Source organism: Silvibacterium sp. (assembly GCF_047605705.1).
Classification (GTDB): Bacteria; Acidobacteriota; Terriglobia; order Terriglobales; family Acidobacteriaceae; genus Silvibacterium.
In genome coordinates this window covers 13,272-32,595 of record NZ_JASGFD010000025.1, presented here as the reverse complement: position 1 = coordinate 32,595, position 19,324 = coordinate 13,272, and the positions used below count along the sequence as shown (strand labels likewise).

The window sequence follows — 19,324 nt, the reverse complement described above, 5'->3', positions numbered from 1 at the left end:
CAGAATGCGAGACAAGAAAAGCGGGTGGAGTTCAGATTACTCCACCCGCTTTTCGGGAGCGACGCGTTTTGTGGGAAGGTGCTACTGCGGCTGCGTCGTGGAAGGTGTTGCCGCGTTGTTTGTCGAATTGCTCGCCGCATTGTTTGTCGGGCTGCCGGATGTGGAGTTGCTGCTCGAGTTGTTCGAGGGCTGCGTGTAGTCCGGGCGAGGCTTGCCGTCCGGCGCGATCGACGGGTTGACGGGCGTGACTGAAGGCTGAGCAGGCGCTGCTGCCGGTGCGGGAGCGGGCGCCACCACCGCCGTGAGCGTGACCTGGTTGACGACCGAGGGATCGTCGCGCAGCTTCACGAAGAGCTGGCTGCCCGCAGGATGCGGCACCGGCAGCGAGCCGCCGGGGAAGCCGTCCGGAACCTGCACCGGATGGCTGAACTGCTGATCGCCTGCAACCGAGCCCACGAGGAAGAGGTTCGAGCCGGTGAGCTTGCAGGGCTGCGTGGTGTCGTAGGGGCAGTTCAGCGTCTTGAACTGCGGCAGGCGCACCAGCGTGGCCAGCGGCTGCCAGTCGCCCTTGTCGCCGCTTGCGTCCACGATGCGGAAGCGCAGCGGACCGAAAGCCGAGCTGCCAAAGGCCTTTGCAGGGTCGAGCGTGGCCAGCGCGGTGCTCGCGTCCTGCAGCGTCAGCGTGCCTTCTCCCATCGAGAGCACGGTCGAGTAGGAGTTGTCTTCGGTCGCGACCTCGACCTTGTCCTCACGCTTGAAGCTGTTCGGCGACTGCGCCTTGATCGAGAAGACGAGCTTGCTGTTCTGCGGCAGTTCGTCCTGATTGGCCAGCTGGATGTTGTCGTTCGCGCTGTTGTCGGCCTCGATGTTCTTGCCGATGAGCGCAATGCGCGGACGCGAGGCATCGACCGTGACGCTGACGCTCTGCGTGCGGCCGTCCTTCAGGGTCGCCGTGGCGTCGAGCGACTGCCCGGCGGTAAAGCCTTCGGCGGCCTTCGTGTCCTTGGTCAGCATGGGCAGCTCATCGCTGCCTTCGGAGCTGGACAGGCTGCCGGGCTCGAACTTCGCGCCCTTCACCGTCAGGCTCGCAACTTCATCCAGACGGCTGCCCTTGAGTAGACCATTCGGATCGCCGGCGTGGATGGTGAAGCTTTCGAGATGGCCGGCTTCGGCGTAGGCCTTCATCGCAATCGGCTCAGGCTTTTCGAGGCCGGCCTGCTTCACCACGAGCGTGAGTTCGCCCGGCTTCGCGTCCTTGAGAGCAAGCTTCACTTCGAGCTGGTTCGGCTTCGAGAGCTTCCAGTCGGCCTTGGCCTCTTTGCCGCTCGCATCCTTGAACTCGACCGAGTCGACGCAGCTTGCGTCCTCGGCTTCGAGGTGGATGGTGTCATCGCGACCGACGACCAGCGCGCTTTGGTCGGTGGAAGCCAGCTCCCACTTCTGCTCTCGTGCGCCCTGCAGATGGAACTTCGGGCCATCGAAGGGCGAGAAGCCCCAGACGCCCTTTACCGAGGCTTCGGTGTTCGGGCCGGGTACGGTGCCGCCGAGGGGCTTGGTATCGACCTGGAAGCCGCCGTGGATGGCGTCCGGTGTGAGCGGCAGATCAAAACTCTTGCCGTCGCTGGTAAGGTGCAGCGCGAGGTTATGCGCATAGGGCGTAGAGAAGACCAGCGGCGCGCCATCCACCGGCAGCACCAGATCCTTCTTCTCGGCGCAGAAAGCCTGCTTCTCGTCGATGGGGTGCAGCGGCGGCGGTTGCGAGCCTTCCACCGGAGGCAGTGCCACGACGATGACCGACTTGGGGTTGTGGAACGACGGCGGCGCGTTCAGCTTCAGCTCGTAGTTGCCGTTGTGGAACGAGGCGAGGCCGGGAATGTACTGGTACTGCGCGGTGTGGAAGCTGTCGAGGATGCGTGCGATGTCCATCACCGACGAAATATAGGGGCTGTAGTAGCCGTAGTTCGCCTGCGCCGTGTAGCTGGCTTCGAGCGCAAGGTCACCGGCTGAGCCGTTGGTGAGCGCCGAGACGATCGACTGGCTGTGCCCATCGTCGAGAATGAGGCTGTCCTGCTTGGCCGTGAGGCAGGAAGCCTGCAGGTCAGGCTGCTGCTGTAGGCACTTGTCGTCGAACTGCACGCTCAGACTGCGGGCCAGCAGCGGCGTCGCGTCCTTGAGCTTGGTCGGATCCTGGCTGTTGATCTGCCGGACGGCGGCGAGATAGGTATCCAGGCGCGTGCGGTCGAGGCTCGCCTGGTTCAGATCCTGCGAGGCGCGCACGAACGAGCCGGGACGTCCTTTGACAGCGTTGATCAGCGTCTTGAAGTCGCCGCCTGTCTCCGGCGCGAGGAAGATGATGACCTGCTGCGCGCCCTCAGGGACGGTGATGTTCAGTCCCGTGAACTTTTTGTCCCAGGTTTCGGCCTTGAAGAACCAGTTATCCGGCGGCGGATTCGTCGTGCCGCGCAGGAAAGCGCCGATCAGCAGGTAATGTGCGGCCTGCGTGGCGGGAAAGTCCGGGTGAATCCAGATGCGGTCGCCGACGGAGAGGTTCGGCACCTGCGTAATGGGCAACGACATGCCGCCGCGGGTGACCTTGATTTCGAGCGTAGGTCCCTGCAGGTCGAACGGCGCGGGGTCCGCCATCAGGCGGAGGGAAAACGTGGAAAGCGCGAGTACAGCAACGGAAAGGACAGCAGTGCGCAGTCGAGCGGATCTTGATCGAACGGATCGTGGGCTCATGGTCGTGTCTCTGGTCACTCCAGATCTCTGCGATGGAGGCCTTGGGCCTCGTGGGATTGGATGCGGGCCGGCCGGAGCCGGAAGGCGTGGAAACGCGATTGGGCGCGCTCCTCTGGGTAGCAACCCGGCAGTTCCGGCCAGGTTGCGGCGTCCTAAAGGTTTGGACGGGGCGGAATCCTGGTTGTCATCTGGGGCTGAGTCCTGTTAGGGATTCTGCTAAGTCGTTGAATCAAAACGATCAGTGTTGGCTCGTTATGTTGTGAGGGGGCGTTGGAGCCTTCATCAGCTGGACGAACATCCGGTCAAATCGCTCAAGATCGACGTCGGTCTGGGCGTGGACGACCTGCAGTTCGGTCTGGGGCTTGTTCGCCTGGAACCAGGTCAATGTGTCGCCGTAGGACGGGCCATGGCTCAGATCGACGTCCATGTAGACCGATTTTTCGCCCGTAATCAGCGTCGGATCGATCAGGGCGCAGGCGGCCAGCTCGTCCCAGAGGTAGTAGCGGTCTTCCGAATACTTTGCGATGTACTGTGCCGCGGGGTTCGGCGATTGGGCGATCTCCTTGAGCATCGCCTCGGTGAAGGGCGCCTTGATCGACACATCCACGGTTGTCAGGTCGATGCGGGGAAAGGGAGCGCGCAGCGTGATGTGCGCTGCCTCGGGATCGAACCAGAAGTTGAACTCATGCCGCGGCGAGGCGGAAAACTCCGGGTCGGCCGTCTGCGGATTGAGGCTGCCGCCCATGATGACGATGCCCCGGGTCAGCCCGGCGAACTGCGGATCAATGGAGATGGCCAGCGCGATGTTCGTGAGCGGGCCGGCGGCATAGATCGTGACCTGGTGTGGATGCGCATGCACCTGCCGGATGAGGAAATGCACGGCGTCCTCGTCGATTGGCTTCGTGTGGGGCGCGCCCTCGGCCAGCTTCGGGACGAAGTAAGGGCCATGCGCGTCGCCAGGGTGAGTCACCTGCCCGGCGAGGCCCTCCGAGGTCTGGACGAGGGTGTTCGGGCCCTGTCCCCAGGCTCCGAGCCACGCCACCTTGCCCACCAGGGCGGACTGGAGCTCGGTCTCCTGCTGCGTGCGCACCAGCGGGAAGACCGCGCCCTGCGCCACCGGCACGTCGGTCCGGCCGATCAGCTCGAGCATGCGGAGCGTGTGGGCTGTCTCCTCGTCGCGCCAGGCGTTGCCGGTGACCATGGTGATGCCGAGCACCTCCACCTCCGGCGACTGCAGCAGGACCATCATCGCCATCTGGTTCGAGCCGCCCGGCCCGGAGCCGTCCTGGTCAATGAGGACGAGGCGCTTCTCCGCGCGGACGGCAAGTGCGGGCAGAAGGCAAAGGAAGAGAGCAAGAATCTTGCGCATGCTGGCCCCATTTTCCCACGGGACTGCTACGCGCAGGGCGATTCGCCTTCGGCCTTCGCTCCCGCTGGTCGCGACAAGCCTTGGGTGCCGCATCTCTCGATTCTGAGAGGCGACAGGGACGTTCGCATTGTGTCAAAGAGGGTGTTCCGTCCAGGCTTTGCTTGAGTGGGGGACATGTTGAACTCGGATCCTCGCCTGTTGAGGGAGAACTGCAGGTTCCTCCACTACGCCTCGCCCTTTGGGCTTCGCTTCGGTCGGAATGACAGACTTTTTGACTTTTACTTGAGTCTTGAACGCGACCAGCGGGAGCGGAGGCCAAAGGCGGATCGCCCTGCGCGCAGCAGTTACAGCGCGATCAGCGCTACGGCGGCGAGCGCCAGCGCCATCCCGGCGGCCTGTGTGCGGGTAGCCTTCTCGCGCAGGATGAAGATCGCCAGTAGCATCGTCGTGCCGGGGTAGAGCGCGGAGAGCACGGTGGCTACATCCATACGCCCGGCCAGGGTGGCCAGCATGTAGAGCAGGTTGCCGGAGGTGTCGAGCGTGCCGACGAGGATGGCAGGCAACAGCGCGGCGGCGAAAGCTGCCCGGCTGCGGCTCGCTGCGGGCAGCAATGCCGTGGCGGCGAGCGCGATCGTGGTGCTGGCGGCACGGGTCCAGACCATCGTCCAGAGCACGGAGTGTCCGGCCCCGAAGCGCATCGCGATGAGCATGCCTCCAAAACAGAAACCGGCAAGGATGGCGAGGCCGACGGCGCGGGAGTTTGCGTGCTCGGAGGGGGTACGGCTGATAAGAGCGATGGAGACCGCGGCCAGCGCAAAGCCCACAAGCTTCCCCGGCGCGGCATGGCCTTCGAGAATCCAGGAGGCGATGACCGGGATGACCGTGGTGATGACGCCGCAGATGGCGGCGACGATCCCCATCGACCCAAGTGACAGCGCGCGGTAGAGCACCATGAGGCCGATGCCACCGGCCACGCCGCTCAGCAGTCCGAAACGAACGGAGGCCGCGTCCAGCGCCTCATGGTGCAGGAAACAGGCTGCGAGCAGCAGGATCAGGGAGAGTGCGTGCGCGAAGGAGACGAGGAGCGCGGGCGGGGTGCGACGGGCGGCGAAGCCTCCGGTGAAGTCAGAGGAGCCCCAGAGCGCGGAAGTGGAGAGCCCGAGGATGACGGGCCCTCCACCGAGGTGCGAAGCCACTACTGGCTGACGTTCGCCAGAGAGGGGTAATAACCTTCCTTGGCGTAGATGTCGACGTCCGGCACCTTCACCTTGACTTCGATGGTGTGGTGCTTCTCGCTCAGAGACGGCGCGTGGCTGTAATAGCCGAGCGTGTACTCGGTGCGGAGCGAGGTGGCGATATCCATGAAGCTCTTCTGGATGCCGTTCTCGGAGAACTGCGTTTCGAGGTAGCCGCCGGTGAAGGTGGTGTACTTGGGCAGCACGTTATCCGCAGGCAGCAGCGGCAGGCGCAGCTTGTCGAGGTAGCCGATGCCCCAGGTCGCCGAGTCGCCGACCAGCGTGCCGTAGACCGAGATGTTGTTGGTCAGCAGGAATTTGAGGACGTCCTTCTGGGTGACCTTGCTGCGCTGGTCCTTGCCATCGCTGATGACGTAGATCACGCGGCGGCGGCCCCTGGGCTGGCGCGAAAGCTCATGCGCGGCGAAGAGAATGGCATCGTTGAGCGGATGCGTATCCTTGGGGACGACCAGGAAGCCGGACATGTTGCCGCGCTGGGGGGCAAGATTCGGATCGGGCGAATTGCCGTTGATCGACATGCCGGAGGCCATCGGGCCGGTCACGGTGGGCATGCCCATGTCGCGTCCCGGACGCTTGGCCGACTCGAGCGCCGCAGGCAGGCGGGCGCCGCGTACGCCGGTGAACGTCGTGACCAGCTCGGGGCTGTTGTTATAGGTCACGATGGCCATCGAGTCCTGGGGAGCGAACGCGCCTGTGACCGCGGCCAGGCTCTCGTTCACCTTCTTCATCACGTCGGAAGGCAGTGTCTGATCGATGACGAAGGCCACCGAAAGGGGTTCGGGGTCGACCGACCAGGTAGCGATATTCTGGGGCGCGCCATCTTCGAAGATGCGGAACTGCTCCGGCTGCAGGCCGGCAACGAGCTGATGATGCTTGTCCCACACGCGGACCGGAACTTCGATGTAGTTAATCGGAACGCGGATGAGGAAGGCCTGCGCGTCCTGCTGGTTATTGAAGGTCTGCGGCGGCGTCTGCTGGGTGGGCGTATTGTCCTGCTGCGCACTGGACTGGCTCTGGCTTTGCTGCTGGCTCTGGCTTGCAGGCGCGCTCTGCTGGGTGGTCTGGCTGCTGGAGCTTGTGCCGGAACCGGGGGTGACCTGATCCTTCAGGTCGGAAAGACCAGTGGTCGAGGGAGCGGGCGCGGGTGCGTCCGGAATGCTCTGCTGTTGCTGCTGCTGTGCTGCCCCCATCATAAAAAGGGACAATGCCACTACCAAGGCGCCTTGCGTCACCAGAAATCCTCCAACTGCCTGCCGTGACTTGTTCCGACAATAATCTGGTATGGGTCACGGGTAATTCTGCGGCCGGGCGGGATCTGCTCCGTATCTCCGAAACACAATTCCCAGCCACGCAACTACTTAGACGCGCCAGAGCCGGTTCTCACGCCAGCGTCGCAGAAAAAGTCTAAACCTCAGACTACCAGATGCGGGAGGGCCATTCTTTGCTGCCCATAGCCCATCCGGCGGCGCTTCGGACCATTCCAGAACTTTCGCCCGGCAGACGCGTCTATAGGAGTAATTCCTGTCCCGGACGCCCTGCCGCCAGAGCAGGGCGAGGATGCCGCTCCCACTTCTGACGCGTAAGGTAGAACCATGCTGAATTCCCGACGCTCCCTGCTGCTGGCGCTGGCCCTGTTGCCCGGTGTTGCCGCCGGTCTTGTTCTCGTGCCGTCCTCCGCAGCCTTTGCCCAGACGACGCCCTCGGCAGATGCGCCCCCCGCGGACAGCAATTTTCCCGACCAGCCGGATGAGAACAAGCCGGAGACGACGCTCAAGGTCAACGTCAACCTGGTGAGCCTCTATTTCACCGTGCGCGACAAGCACAACGGCCTCATCCCGACGCTGGCCAAGAGCGATTGCACGGTCTTCGAGGACAAGCAGCCGCAGAACATCAAGAACTTTGCTGCTGAAACCGATCTGCCGCTCACGCTGGGCCTGCTCATCGACACCTCCGGCAGCCAGCAGCGCGTGCTGCCGCTCGAACAGCAGTCGGCCGACTCCTTCATTAAGGATGTCATCCGCAAGAAGGATGAAGCCTTCGTCGTCAGCTTCGACGTGGGGGTGAACCTCGAGCAGGATTTCACCAGCAACACCAGCCAGCTGGAGCGGGCCATCGATCACACCGAGATCAACACCGCAGCCGGCGGCGGTTCCATGGGCGTGCCCGGCATCGGCCAGGGACCGGTCCCCACGCATGGCGCGCCGAAGGGAACCGTTCTTTATGACGCCGTGGCGCAGGTTTCGAATGACAAGATCCGCTCGGAGACGGGCCGCAAGGCGCTGATCCTGCTGACGGACGGCGAGGACGAGGGCTCGGTGACCAAGCCCAACGAGGCCGTCGAAGCCGCGCAGAAGGCCAACGCCATCATTTATGTCATCATGATCGCCGACCGTCCCTTCTACGCAGGCGGAGGCTTCGGCCTTGGCTACACCGGCGATTCGCAGATGCAGAAGCTCGCCTCGGAGACAGGCGGCCGCGTGATCAATGTCGGCAACAACGGCAAGAAGCTCGAAGACGCCTTCGCGCAGATCGAAGAGGAGCTGCGCACACAGTACCTGCTCAGCTACACGCCGACAAATCTGAAGCTCGACGGCAGCTATCGCAAGCTCGATATCAGCTGCAAAGGCGATGGGCTGAAGGTGCAGGCGCGCAAAGGCTATTACGCTCTGGGAGCGGAGTAGGAACGACAGAGCTGTTCTGTAAGCGAGGATCAGGGGGCCCCATCCAAGCTTCGCTTGGGTGGGAGGGCACGATCTTATAACGCCAGATCTTCTGCATCTCGATTTCGCGGCGACAAATTCGCAACAGAGCGCACGAACGATTGGGCCAGCACAGCATTACCGCGAAAATGCAGGTGGATGTAACTGGCCAGCACGTTTTTGTAGAGGAATCCTTCCGGCTCGGTCTTTCCCGATAACGAATATTGCACGCGGTAGGACGTGGGCAGGGCGTCGTTCTGCGTCAGGCGCGAGTAGTGGAAACTGTGCCCGCGCACGGTCAGCCCGCGCGGCCCGAGCAGGCAATCCTCTGTGAACTCGATATCGACATAGCCGAACTGCACCAGCCTCTGGGTCATCTCAAAGGAGAGCGGCAGCACGCCTGCCATCGGCAGCGCCTGGCTATCGAGTGTCGTAATCGATTGCCCAAGGTAGATCATGCCTCCGCATTCGGCGTAGATCGCACGGCCCGATTCGGCGAAGCTGCGAATGGCCGCGATCATCGCGTGGTTCGCGCCCAGTTGCTCCGCATGCAGCTCGGGATATCCCCCGCCGAAATAAAGAGCGTCGAGATCGCGTGGCAGAGCATGGTCGGAGAGCGGGCTGAAGGGCACGATCTCCGCGCCGCACGCACGCAGCAAGTCGAAGTTGTCCTCGTAATAGAAGGAGAATGCCTTGTCTCGCGCCACGCCGATACGCACCTTCACTTCGGTCGCCACAGGAGTGCTTGCTGCGAGCGTAGGCGACCCATGCGATCGCTGGAGCAGTGGGGCGAGGTCGAGATATTGCCGCGCAGCCTCTGCGAAGCGCGCATTGCGATCTGTGCTCGGGTGTTCCTCCTCTACTGTGCGTAGGCCCAGGTGCCGCTCGGGAATCGTCAATGCAGGATTGGCAGGGAAGCGGCCGAGCAGCGGAATCGCGGTGACGGCCGTGATGGCGGATTCGAGCATGCGGGAATGCCCGTCGCTCGAAACGCCATTGAGCACGATGCCCGCGAAGCGCAGTTCCGGGTCGAAGCTCTCGAAGCCTTTGACGACGGCGGCGATGCTGCGCGCGCTCTTCGCCGCGTCGAGCACCAGCACTACCGGCAGATCGAGCAGTTTCGCAATCTCCGCCGCGCTGCCTCGCTCGCCTTCGCCGGATTTGCCGTCGAAGAGTCCCATCATGCCTTCGACGATGGCAACGTCCGCGCCGCGGCTGGCCTGTGCGAAGATCTCGCGATTGGCTTCGAGGGGCAGCATCCAGGTGTCGAGATTGCGGGAGATGCGGCCGCAGATTGCAGTGTGGTGCCCGGTATCGAGGAAGTCCGGCCCGCACTTGAAGGGCTGCACGGTGTGGCCAAGCTCGCGGAAGGCCGCCATCAGCGCCAGCGCGATGGTCGTCTTGCCGACACCGCTGCCGGTTCCGGCCACCAGGAAGGCGATCACGGGCGCATCTTTCCTCTCAGCGCAGGCATGCTCTTATGGCAGGCAGGAATTGAACTGCACCTTGGGCAGCTCTTCGACAGCGCGGCGCAGCGCCTGCTCCCAGTGGCGATGGATGAGCATCAGCTCCGGATCATCGGCGGAGAAGCGGCGGTAGCGGTCGAACTCCAGCTTGTCGTTCTCATAGAGCAGCACCTCGATCGGCGGCCCCACCGTCACGTTCGAGCGCATGGTCGCGTCGAAGGAGAGCAGCGCGTACATCGCTGCATCCTCGAGCGTGGTGGCGCCGGAGACAATGCCGCGGTCGAGGATCGGGCGGCCGTACTTCACCTCGCCGATCTGCAGATACGGTGAGTCATAGGTGGCGCTCAGCGGATTGCCCTGGGGATAAATCATGGTGAGCGCCGGGCGCTCGCCTTTCACCTGTCCGCCCAGCAGCAGGTTGATGTTGAAGCTGAACCCATCGCGCTCGAGTGCGGCCCGGTCCAGCTCCGAGACCTTGCGTACGCAGTCGCCGACCACGCGCGCCGCGGCGTAGAAGGAGTCCACGCTGGCCAGGCCCTCGCCGGCCTCGAACTCGTCGCGCAACAGGGAGATGACCGACTGGGTGAGCGACAGGCTACCGCTGGTCAGGATGACGAAGGAGCGCTCGCCCGGGTGCACAAAGGTGTGCATCTTACGGCAGACATTCACCTGGTCGAAACCGGCGTTGGAGCGGGAATCGGAGGCCATCACCAGGCCCTGGTGGGTCAATATCCCGAGGCAATACGTCACTGCAATCCTCTTGTGGGGTGGTGGTGTGCCGCACAGCGGCTGCTACTGCCACTTTAAACGATCTATCGGCGGGTGAAGATGACGGGCAGGTGATTCCACGCTGCGAAGAGGGCAAACCGCATCCTACCGATGCGCCCCTCCCGCATGGCAGCGGCTGGTCCCCATTCCCGACGGGCGCGGGCCGGGTTGTGTCTTCGTGCGGCCGCTGTTCATTTCCTTTCTAGGGGTCGCAACCACGGATGCTCTTACGCCTGGGCTATGACATCGATTTCGAACTTCCCCGTGCCACGGCCTTTGTCGCCATGCTGCACGTGCACCCTTCGCGCGCGGGCGATCTTCGCGAGCCGGATGAGCTGCGCATCGACCCCGCACTGCAGATGGACAGCTACCTCGACAGCTTCGGCAATATCTGCACCCGCTTCGAGGCTCCGGAAGGGATCGTGCGCCTCTCCAACCGCACCCTCGTCGAGGATTCGGGCGACCCCGACCCGGTCTGTCTCGATGCCGAAGAGATTCCGGTCGCCGAGCTGCCCAGTGACGTGATGCGCTACCTGCTCAGCAGCCGCTACTGCGAGGTCGACCGGATGTCGGCGGAAGCGGTGGACCTCTTCGGCGGCGTCGATCCGGGCTGGGGACGGGTGCAGGCGGTCTGCGACTGGGTGCACCAGAAGGTGGCCTTCGGCTATCACTTTGCCCGCCCCACCAAGACGGCCCTCGACGTCTTTACCGAACGCCAGGGTGTCTGCCGCGATTTTCAGCATCTGGCTATCACCTTTCTGCGGGCGCTCAATATCCCGGCTCGGTATGCCACCGGCTATCTGGGCGATATCCGCGTGCCGCCCGCTCCGAGCCCGATGGACTTCAGCGCCTGGTTCCAGGTGTATCTGGCAGACGGCAGGGGGGAGGGCCGATGGTGGACTTTTGACGCCCGCCACAATCAGCCTCGCGTAGGCAGGGTGCTGATGGCCGTGGGGCGCGATGCCGCCGATGTGGCGATCACGACATCCTTTGGCGTCGCTAATTTGAAACATTTCTTCGTGGTTAGCGATGAAGTAACTCAGGAGTGACAGGGCAAATATCCCGGCATTTATCCCATCCTTTCCGTGGTAGCGCTTTTATTCCGTGAATTTACGCGGGAAAGGTAGCTTCAGATACTGCCGAATGACATCGGTTTGAGGTAATCTGAACGCAAAAGCCCGGTATGGATACCATGACTGCGAACGACCTGGCGCTGCGTTGTGCAGCTGGCGCCAAGGCTGAGGAGTGGCAGGAGTTTGTTCGCCGCTTCGCTCGGCCGATTGCGCGTTCGGTTCTCCGTGTCGCCCGGCAATGGGGCGAAAGCTCCGCGGCTACCGTCGATGACATCGTGCAGGATGTTTTTCTCAAGTTTTGTGAGGATGACCGCCGCCTGCTGCGCGATTTCGAGCCCCGTTATCCCGACTCATTTCTTTCATATGCGCGCGTCATCAGCGCCGCCGTAGCCAACGATCACTTCCGCCGCAAGAACACGCAGAAGCGCGGCGACGGCCAGGTCGAGGAAGATCTCACCGAATTTCATGCGCCGGTCTTCTCCGAGGCTGAGTGGATGGAGCGCAGCATCCTGCTGGGGGAGATCGATCAGCTCCTCGACTCCTACAGCGGCGGGGTGACGGGCCGTATGCACCGCACCATCTTCTGGCTGTATTACCAGCAGGGCATGACGGCGAATGCGATCGCGGCGCAGCCCGGCATCTCGTTGTCGGTGAAGGGCGTGGAGAGCGCGCTGCACCGGATGCTGGCATTTCTCCGGCTGAATCTTCGCACCGACGCCGCCTCCCGGGCGGCCAATTTCAATTCCGGTGAAGGGTTTTCCTCCCGCCCTGCGGTACACAAAGGTGAGTGGATATGAAACCTTCTCCGGGCCCCAGTGATGACAAGACAGCAGAACGCCTCTCGCGGCTGCTGGATGAGCTGCCGGGCGGCGAGCCTCCGCAATGGAGTGCGATCGGCCGGGACAGCTTCGGCCCGGATTGCCCGGACGAGTCCACCTGGGAAAAATACATTGCCGGGCGTCTCGATAAGCCGTCGTCGGCCGTGCTGCTGCTCCATGCTTCGGAGTGTCGAGGCTGCGGAGCAAGACTGCTCTTCTGGTCCGATGTCCTGAGTGACGGCGAGGTGCAGGGCGAGCGCGGTGCGCTCGAGGAACTCCGCTGCATCGAGCCAGAGTGGCAGGCGGCCGTGGCGCAGCAGATGCACGAGAGCCATACCCGGCAGGGCGGACGCATACTGCTGTGGAGCTCGGTGCTCGGTGTGGCCGGCGCGATTGCCGCAGGCGCGCTGCTCTTTCTCTTCCTGGGCAATCAGAGTCTGAAGTCCCCCGAGCGGCTGCTGGCCGAGGCGTACACCACCGATCGCACGATGGAGCTGCGGATTCCCCTCGCCGGCTATGCCGCGGTGAGTGGACCTGAGCGCACCCGAGGCGCAGGCGAAGCGGGGCACGAGGCCGTGCCGCTGCTGGAAGCACGGGCGGCGATTACGCAGGCCCTGATGAAGTCGCCGGAAGATCCGAAGTGGCTGCTGCTGGAAGCGCGCGCCGATCTGCTGAACGAGAACTACGATTCGGCCATCGACACGTTGCGCCGCCTCGAGGTGCAGAGTTCGGACGATGTCGCGGTGCTTACGGATCTGGCTACGGCGTATCAGGAGCGTGCCGTGGCAACCGATACCTCGACCGATCGCGCCGCCGCGCTGGATGCGATCGAGCACGCGGCGAAGCTGGCGCCGAACGATCCCGTGGTGCTCTACAACGAGGGGCTGCTCCTTGAGCAGGTCTATCAATACCTCGCCGCGGTGGATGCCTGGAAGAAATACCTCGCTGTCGAGCGCGATCCGGAATGGCACGCCGACGGACAGCGCCATCTCGATGCGGTGACCGCGAGGCTGGCGCGAGAGAATGCGAAGCAGTCGGAGCTTGCGCCCTACATGGCCACGCCGGAAGGGATGCTGCACCTGGCGCGAAGTCCGGACCTGCTTGCCGCGCACGACGAAGAGCTTTCCACGACGCATCTCCCGCACCTGCTGCAAGCCGCTTTCCCGATCTCTCCCCCGACATCCGAATCCACAGAAAACTGCGATGCAGGCTGTAGCGCGGCGCGGTCGCTGCTGTCCGCCATAGCCGCCTCGCTGGAGTCGCGGCACCACGACCGCTGGCTGATCGATCTTCTGGCTGCTTCGAATAAGCCGGGCTTTCCCGCTGCCGCTGGGCTGCTGGGCACGGCGATGACCGATGGGACGCACACGCTCTTTTCCGAGGCCCTGCATGGCGCTTCGGAGGCGCAGCGCAGTTTCACGACGCTAGGAGACCAGGCCGGGGCGCTGCGGGCCGGCCTCGAAGTGGTCTTCGACGATGAACACCTGCTCGATGACCGCAACTGCCTCAAGGAAGCGGCGACGCTGACGGGTGTCTCCACGGGCCGGCCTTACCCGTGGATGGCCGCGCAGTTCTGGGCCGATGAGTCTTCCTGCCACCTGCAGCAGAATGACTTTGCCACGGTAAATGCGAGCCTGACACGCTCCCTGCATATCTCCGATGAGGCCGGCTACGGCATCGTGCATCTGCGGGCACTCGGCTTTCTCGCCAGCAACGAAGAATCGCAGGGGAACCGCGCGCAGGCCTGGAAGATGAGCCTGGAGGGCCTGCGGACCTACTGGAACGGAGATTATCCGGCCATACGCAAGCTGCAGTTTTACGGGAACATGGTCTACGCCGAAGGGGCGTCGGATCGGGTGTATGGCGCAGCTTTGCTGCATCGCGAAGCAACCCGGATGCTAGTCCCGATGGATTTGCCCGAGGTGCTTGCGGCGAATCAGCTACTGCTGGCAAAGGCGGAGGTTCGAGATGGAGAGCTCGCCGCCAGCAAGGAAGACTGGCGACGGGGAGTGGCATTTTTCAGCTCCGGGCAGGACCACGATAAGGTCGTGCGCTCGAACGTGAACATGAGCAGCATGATGGCTGACGCTTATCTTGCCTCCGGCGATATGCTCGACGCTGAGCAAGTTGTGGCGAGTGCTGGCAAGGGGGCCGATCTGGCTGGTAACCGGGATGTCGAGCTGCGTTATGCCCTGGTTCAGGGCAAGCTCGATCTCGTAGAGCATCATGAGCAGGATGCTGCCAGGAATCTCAGTCGTGCCTTGGCTCTAGCGGAAGAGGGCGCTAAGGCTGCGACCAGCAGGCAGGAGCGGGAGGACTGGGTTGAACGTGTCCGTCCGGTCTATGCCTCCATGGTGCAGCTGGAGCTTCACGAGGGGCGGCCGGCCATGGAGGCACTTGCTGCCTGGGAGCGTTATCGGCTGTTGTCGGTAGCTCCGGATATGCGGCCATGGTGTGGACAGGATCCTGGTATTGCCTGCCTTGTTCCAGCCCTGGAGAATATTCGTAAACGTCTTGGCGCAGGGATTGTCCTGGGCGCGATACGCCTGGATCGCTCTCTTTTGCTATGGAAGATGGACAGTGACGGCGTTCGCTTTCAGGAAGTAGAACTGGATTCAGCGCGCTTCGACCTGCTTTGCCATGCGTTCGCGGATACAGTCGCCTCGCCGACCAGCGCCGAGAGCGGTATCCATGAGCTGGGAGCCTCTCTGGCTACGCATTTGTTTGGGCCTTTCGTTGACGATCTGGCGAAAGCGCACGAGGTCGTTTTCGATCTCGATGACAGCATGGACTATCTGCCGGTGAATGCTTTGCCCTGGCGTGGCAGCTACCTCGGACTGGAGATGCCAGTCGAAGAGGTCCGCGCGCTTCTCGCCGGTTCCGGCGTGTCCCGGGCCACCGAGGGGGAGAAGAGTCTGGTTATCGGTGCCTCGATGCCCGCGCGCGAGAATCTGGCGAGACTGCCCGAGGCTAGGACGGAGGCCGTGGCTGTGGCTGCGACACTGCCTGGAGCCACGGTTCTGACTGGACGCGGAGCGACGCCGGAGGCCATGGAGCAGGCTCTTTCAGGATCTGTCATGGTGCACTTTGCCGGACACGCCGCCGTAAAGGACAGTGCGACGAAACTGATGCTGGCAGCAGAGAGGCACGATACGGCCGGGGAGCTCGATGTGCGCAATATTCCGCCGCACGCGCTCGCCGCATGCCGCCTGTTTGTGCTCTCTGCCTGCGCCACCGGAAGCAGAGAAGATCGCGATGTCGGCGGCGCAGCGGATATCGAGCAGACCCTGTCCGCTGACGGCGTAAAGCAGACTGTGGCCGCACACTGGGCTGTGGACTCTGCGGCTTCCGTGCCGTTGATGAAGGCGTTTTATGGAGAGTTGGCGGCAGGGAAGAGTGTTTCCACCGCATTGATGGAGTCTGAGCGGGAGTTGAGTGCACAGTCCGGATATCACCATCCGTACTTCTGGGCCTCTTATTCCGTCTTTGGCATGAGCAGGGAAAACCTTAAGGAGCTGTTTCGATGACTGAGCAAGTGAGTTCGCAGGCTTCCACTCCCTCAACCCCCTTTGAATTGCATCTGCATTTCGAAGGGGCTTTTATTTTCTCGGTGAAGACCGAATCCAACTCTTCCGATGCGGGTGCGAAGATCACCGGCGTCGATGTCTATGCGCCGGTTTGCGGTCACACAAACGCAGCAACCATCAACAGCGGTTCGACCTATATGTTGGAAAGCTACTGGCACTGCATCGATCCGCAATACGCCAGCGGCTATACGCCCGCGCCTCTGACCCTCGGTGATTTGAAGACGAGCATTTCTGCGAATACGCCCTGGCTTTCTGCGAATCGCCCGATCATGGGTGGCTGGGATATTGCTTTTACTTTGCCTGCGCCGCCCGAAGAGTGGGTGTGCGATCAGTTCGTCGCGAATGCTTCCGCATCGTTCACTGGGCAGGATGTGGGGTTGATTCCCGCATCGGTCGCTCTCGATCAGGTGCTGATCTACAAGCAGGTCACCGGTGCGAAATTTCACGGAGCTTGCTTCAACCCGGCTTTTACTCCTGTTGACGGAGTTGTCAGCCTCTATCTGACCTCTGAAGTGCCTTATATCCCAACGTTGCAGCACGAGCGGCGCGCCGCAGATGCGATGGCCCGGCTCGTGGGACTGGACTGGGTCTTGCAAACTCCGCTTGGCGCAGCAGGGTCTTCCAACGGACGTTTTCAGCCGAAGACGAAGGATGGGAATTGTTTGATGGGAGTAATTTCCGCGCCGTAAGCTGCGGTTGTCAGGAACCGGCGGTTGATAAAGACAGGAAAGCCCGGGCCACCTTGCGTGGGCCCGGGCTTTCACCGGATGAGCTTATTCCTGCACGCCTGACCGAACAGGCAGGCTGAGAGGCCTGTCGCGAAGCGGCACTGCGGCCGGGCTTACTTGGCCTGCGGGGTGGCTTCGGTCTTGGCGACGTTGTCCTGCTTGGCGGCGTCGGGGTTGCCCTTGATGCCGTCCTTGAAGCCCTTCAGCCCTTCGCCCAGGCCCTTGCCGAGCTCGGGAAGCTTGCGCGGCCCGAAGATGAGCAGGGCGATGACCAGGATGATGATCAGGTGGGTGGGCGTGAACAGATTGTCGAGCATGGTGATGTCTCCCGGAAACACGACAGGTCTCGGCCCTGCCGGACTGCGAGGGTCAACTCGCTGCCAATATTGTCGCACAGGGGCGCTTCGTCCGGTTTCCTTGTGCGAAAGGCCGTATTTTACGAAACGGAACCGGGTTTCACCCGTCACACAGCAGAACGCTTATAGGAAGGGGCGACGAGGGCTGCCCCGGCCATGTATCGTGATAATTTGCAGGCAATTGCGGCCCGGCCCGGTAGTCTGCCCAGACGATTTTGGAGGACAGTCTTGTTGACTGAAGGAACGAAGAAGTTTTTTGCAGTGATCGCGGTCGTGGTTGTAACTCTGCTGGGCGGGTCCAGGTACGCGCAGGCACAGTATCAGCAGCCGGTTCTGGCTGCGAATGACACGTTGGCCAACGTCCATTACGACTACAAGTGGGAGTTTTATGGCGGTCTGGCCTATTCGCATTTCGACGCCGGTCCGCAGTTGACGCAGGGCGCCAATCTGGGCGGTTTCGATGCGCAGGCCACGCGCTTCTTTACCCGCCGCTGGGGCGTGATGGGCAACGTCCGCGGCTACTACGGCACCAGCGGCGTCGAGCCGAACGTCTATGACATCAAGGGACCCTTCGTCAGCGAGCATATGTTCCTGGCCGGCCCGGAATACCGCGGTCCCAGTAACGAGCACGTCTCGATGACCTTCCACGCCCTGGTCGGCGGCGCGTACGGCTACTTCAACGGCGCGACGCACCTGGACAACGGTACGCAGATCGATCCCGAAGTCCTGGGCCTGTTCAATAACCAGACCACGTTTGCGAGCGCGATCGGTGGCTCCATCGATCTGAACCGCTCGTCGCGCTGGGTCTTCCGCATCTCGCCGGACGCCACGCTGACGCACTTCCAGAACTCGGCCGGCGAAGGCAACCTGAAAGAGCAGTTCGCGCTTTCGGTCGGTGTCGTCTACCGCTGGCGCCGCGGCCTCAAGTAGCTTCTCCTGTAAGGTTTAGCTTGAATGCGCGCCGGGTATTCCGGCGCGCATTTCTGCGTCCGGGTTCCGTACCGCGGTAGACATCCCCATCAGCGCTGAAGGTTCTCCTCGGCACGGGCATGCATGCCTGCTAGAGAACCTGGAGGTCGGTATCTCCCGCCTAGTCGGAGCTTGGACGGGACGCCCCCCTTTTCGTCTCCACTGCATAAAACTGGGATCGCGCCAACGGGAGCGCCATGCGAAGCAGTAGGTGATACTTTAAAAGGTTCGAGATATTTCTCTAAAGGATTCCCCGCCGTGGCTACCTCCGCACCTGCCGCCCTTCGTAAAACTGCGCTTAACGCTATGCATCGCCGTTCGGGCGCGAAGATGGTCGATTTCGGCGGCTGGGATATGCCGGTCGAGTACTCGGGCCTGATCGCCGAGCACATGGCCGTGCGCACCGGTGTCGGCCTCTTCGACGTGAGCCACATGGGCGACATCCAGCTGCGCGGTCCCGATTCGCTGGCCGCTGTGCAGAATTTCTCGATGAACGATGCCTCGAAGCTGCAGGTGGGCCAGGCGCAGTACTCGGCCATGCTCTATCCGAATGGCACCTTCGTGGACGACGTCATCGTGCACAAGCTGGGCGAAAACGACTACCTCATCGTGATCAACGCCGGCACGCGTGAGAAGGACTACCAGTGGATTCGCACCCAGTCGCAGAAGTTCCACCACTGCCACGTGAGCGACTACAGCGATTACTACACGCAGCTGGCCATCCAGGGCCCGCGCGCGGCCGAGACGCTGGCCAAGCTGACCAATGTGGACCTGAGCACGATCAAAAACTACTGGTTCACATGGGGCACGGTCTGCGGCCTGCACAACACGCTGATCGCGCGTACCGGCTACACCGGTGAAGATGGCTTCGAGATCTATGTGCCTTCCGACGAGGCCACCAGCGAGCGCGTATGGAACGAGGTGCTCGAGGCGGGCAAGGAGTTCGGCATCATCCCTTGCGGCCTGGGCGCGCGCAACACGCTGCGCCTGGAATCGGCGATGGCGCTCTACGGCCATGAGATCTCCGAGACGATCAACGTTTTCGAAGCTGGCCTTGGCCGCTATGCGAAGCTCGAGAAGGGGCCGTTCGTCGGCTCTGAAGCGCTTGAGAAGATCACCGCCGATGGTGGTCCGCAACGCAAGCTCGTCGGCCTCGAGATGATCGAGCGCGGCATCGCCCGCGACGGCTATCCGGTGCTCGACGCAAACGGCGTAAAGATCGGCGAAGTCACCAGCGGCTCGCCTTCGCCATTCCTCAAGAAGAACATCGCGCTCGCGTATGTGCCGGTAGAGGTGGCGCAGGTGGATGGCGAGGTTGCCGTCGAAATCCGCGGGAATGCGGTGAAGGCGCGCATCGTGCCGACACCGTTTTATCGCCGGCCGAAGAAGCAGGCATAAAAGAGTCAGGTTTTAGACTTTTATACCGGAGGCACGAGGCGGATTTCAGGTCCGCGCGTTGCCGAGGTAGCGATTCCACCCTGTCCGGTTCCATCGCA

The 19,324-nt window shown here is 62.7% G+C and carries 14 protein-coding genes; 7 read left to right on the top strand and 7 right to left on the bottom strand.

From position 1 onward, the window contains the following. Positions 1-81: 81 nt before the first annotated feature. The 4 genes from QM649_RS10785 to QM649_RS10770 all read right to left on the bottom strand — a co-directional run bounded on the left by QM649_RS10785 (position 82) and on the right by QM649_RS10770 (position 6,575). On the bottom strand, positions 82-2,643 hold the full coding sequence (locus QM649_RS10785) for a hypothetical protein (protein WP_415199047.1): 2,562 nt from the start codon (positions 2,641-2,643) through the stop codon (positions 82-84). 334 nt (positions 2,644-2,977) lie between these two features. Then, complete coding sequence (locus tag QM649_RS10780) at positions 2,978-4,108, bottom strand: nucleoside hydrolase (protein WP_415199046.1); 1,131 nt, start codon at positions 4,106-4,108, stop codon at positions 2,978-2,980. Between the two features lie 344 nt (positions 4,109-4,452). Then, complete coding sequence (locus QM649_RS10775; protein WP_415199045.1) at positions 4,453-5,304, bottom strand: EamA family transporter; 852 nt, start codon at positions 5,302-5,304, stop codon at positions 4,453-4,455. Next, entirely contained in the window at positions 5,304-6,575 is a 1,272-nt protein-coding gene (locus QM649_RS10770; protein ID WP_415199044.1) for a VWA domain-containing protein, read from the bottom strand. The genes QM649_RS10775 and QM649_RS10770 overlap by 1 nt, the downstream gene beginning before the upstream one ends. Positions 6,576-6,956: 381 nt before the next feature. On the opposite strand from QM649_RS10770, the gene QM649_RS10765 reads away from it, so the two are divergent. Next, complete coding sequence (locus QM649_RS10765; protein ID WP_415199043.1) at positions 6,957-8,045, top strand: VWA domain-containing protein; 1,089 nt, start codon at positions 6,957-6,959, stop codon at positions 8,043-8,045. 74 nt (positions 8,046-8,119) lie between these two features. Here QM649_RS10765 and QM649_RS10760 read toward each other — a convergent pair whose 3' ends face one another. Together QM649_RS10760 and QM649_RS10755 are read right to left on the bottom strand one after the other, a co-directional pair. After that, positions 8,120-9,508: a cobyrinate a,c-diamide synthase gene (locus QM649_RS10760; protein WP_415199042.1), complete on the bottom strand. Its 1,389-nt coding sequence runs from the start codon at positions 9,506-9,508 to the stop codon at positions 8,120-8,122. 33 nt (positions 9,509-9,541) lie between these two features. Continuing rightward, positions 9,542-10,279: a peptidase gene (locus tag QM649_RS10755; protein ID WP_415199041.1), complete on the bottom strand. Its 738-nt coding sequence runs from the start codon at positions 10,277-10,279 to the stop codon at positions 9,542-9,544. A 239-nt stretch (positions 10,280-10,518) separates the two neighbouring features. Here QM649_RS10755 and QM649_RS10750 point away from each other — a divergent pair, with 239 nt between their 5' ends. The 4 genes from QM649_RS10750 to QM649_RS10735 all read left to right on the top strand — a co-directional run bounded on the left by QM649_RS10750 (position 10,519) and on the right by QM649_RS10735 (position 16,464). After that, complete coding sequence (locus tag QM649_RS10750) at positions 10,519-11,346, top strand: transglutaminase-like domain-containing protein (RefSeq protein ID WP_415199040.1); 828 nt, start codon at positions 10,519-10,521, stop codon at positions 11,344-11,346. Positions 11,347-11,489: 143 nt separating this feature from the next. Next, a complete protein-coding gene (locus tag QM649_RS10745) occupies positions 11,490-12,167 on the top strand; it encodes an RNA polymerase sigma factor (RefSeq protein ID WP_415199039.1) in 678 nt (225 codons plus the stop codon). Then, complete coding sequence (locus QM649_RS10740) at positions 12,164-15,715, top strand: CHAT domain-containing protein (RefSeq protein ID WP_415199038.1); 3,552 nt, start codon at positions 12,164-12,166, stop codon at positions 15,713-15,715. Before QM649_RS10745 ends, QM649_RS10740 begins: the two co-directional genes overlap by 4 nt. Continuing rightward, a complete protein-coding gene (locus QM649_RS10735) occupies positions 15,712-16,464 on the top strand; it encodes a hypothetical protein (RefSeq protein ID WP_415199037.1) in 753 nt (250 codons plus the stop codon). The genes QM649_RS10740 and QM649_RS10735 overlap by 4 nt, the downstream gene beginning before the upstream one ends. A gap of 152 nt (positions 16,465-16,616) precedes the next feature. On the opposite strand, the gene tatA is transcribed toward QM649_RS10735, so the two are convergent. Continuing rightward, entirely contained in the window at positions 16,617-16,820 is a 204-nt protein-coding gene (gene tatA / locus QM649_RS10730) for a twin-arginine translocase TatA/TatE family subunit (RefSeq protein ID WP_129209941.1), read from the bottom strand. A 267-nt stretch (positions 16,821-17,087) separates the two neighbouring features. Here tatA and QM649_RS10725 point away from each other — a divergent pair, with 267 nt between their 5' ends. Next, on the top strand, positions 17,088-17,789 hold the full coding sequence (locus QM649_RS10725) for a hypothetical protein (RefSeq protein ID WP_415199036.1): 702 nt from the start codon (positions 17,088-17,090) through the stop codon (positions 17,787-17,789). A 297-nt stretch (positions 17,790-18,086) separates the two neighbouring features. Beyond that, positions 18,087-19,226 (top strand): glycine cleavage system aminomethyltransferase GcvT, encoded by a 1,140-nt coding sequence (gene gcvT / locus QM649_RS10720; RefSeq protein WP_415199035.1) that lies wholly within the window; start codon positions 18,087-18,089, stop codon positions 19,224-19,226. The last annotated feature ends 98 nt before the right edge of the window (positions 19,227-19,324 follow it).

What these genes read in the sequence shown, in the direction of transcription:
- QM649_RS10785 (WP_415199047.1), bottom strand. Translation starts at nt 2,643, where the DNA reads ATGGCGGACCCCGCGCCGTTCGACCTGCAGGGACCTACGCTCGAAATC.
- QM649_RS10740 (WP_415199038.1), top strand. Translation starts at nt 12,164, where the DNA reads ATGAAACCTTCTCCGGGCCCCAGTGATGACAAGACAGCAGAACGCCTC.
- QM649_RS10735 (WP_415199037.1), top strand. Translation starts at nt 15,712, where the DNA reads ATGACTGAGCAAGTGAGTTCGCAGGCTTCCACTCCCTCAACCCCCTTT.
- QM649_RS10750 (WP_415199040.1), top strand. Translation starts at nt 10,519, where the DNA reads ATGCTCTTACGCCTGGGCTATGACATCGATTTCGAACTTCCCCGTGCC.
- QM649_RS10765 (WP_415199043.1), top strand. Translation starts at nt 6,957, where the DNA reads ATGCTGAATTCCCGACGCTCCCTGCTGCTGGCGCTGGCCCTGTTGCCC.
- tatA (WP_129209941.1), bottom strand. Translation starts at nt 16,820, where the DNA reads ATGCTCGACAATCTGTTCACGCCCACCCACCTGATCATCATCCTGGTC.
- QM649_RS10780 (WP_415199046.1), bottom strand. Translation starts at nt 4,108, where the DNA reads ATGCGCAAGATTCTTGCTCTCTTCCTTTGCCTTCTGCCCGCACTTGCC.
- QM649_RS10745 (WP_415199039.1), top strand. Translation starts at nt 11,490, where the DNA reads ATGACTGCGAACGACCTGGCGCTGCGTTGTGCAGCTGGCGCCAAGGCT.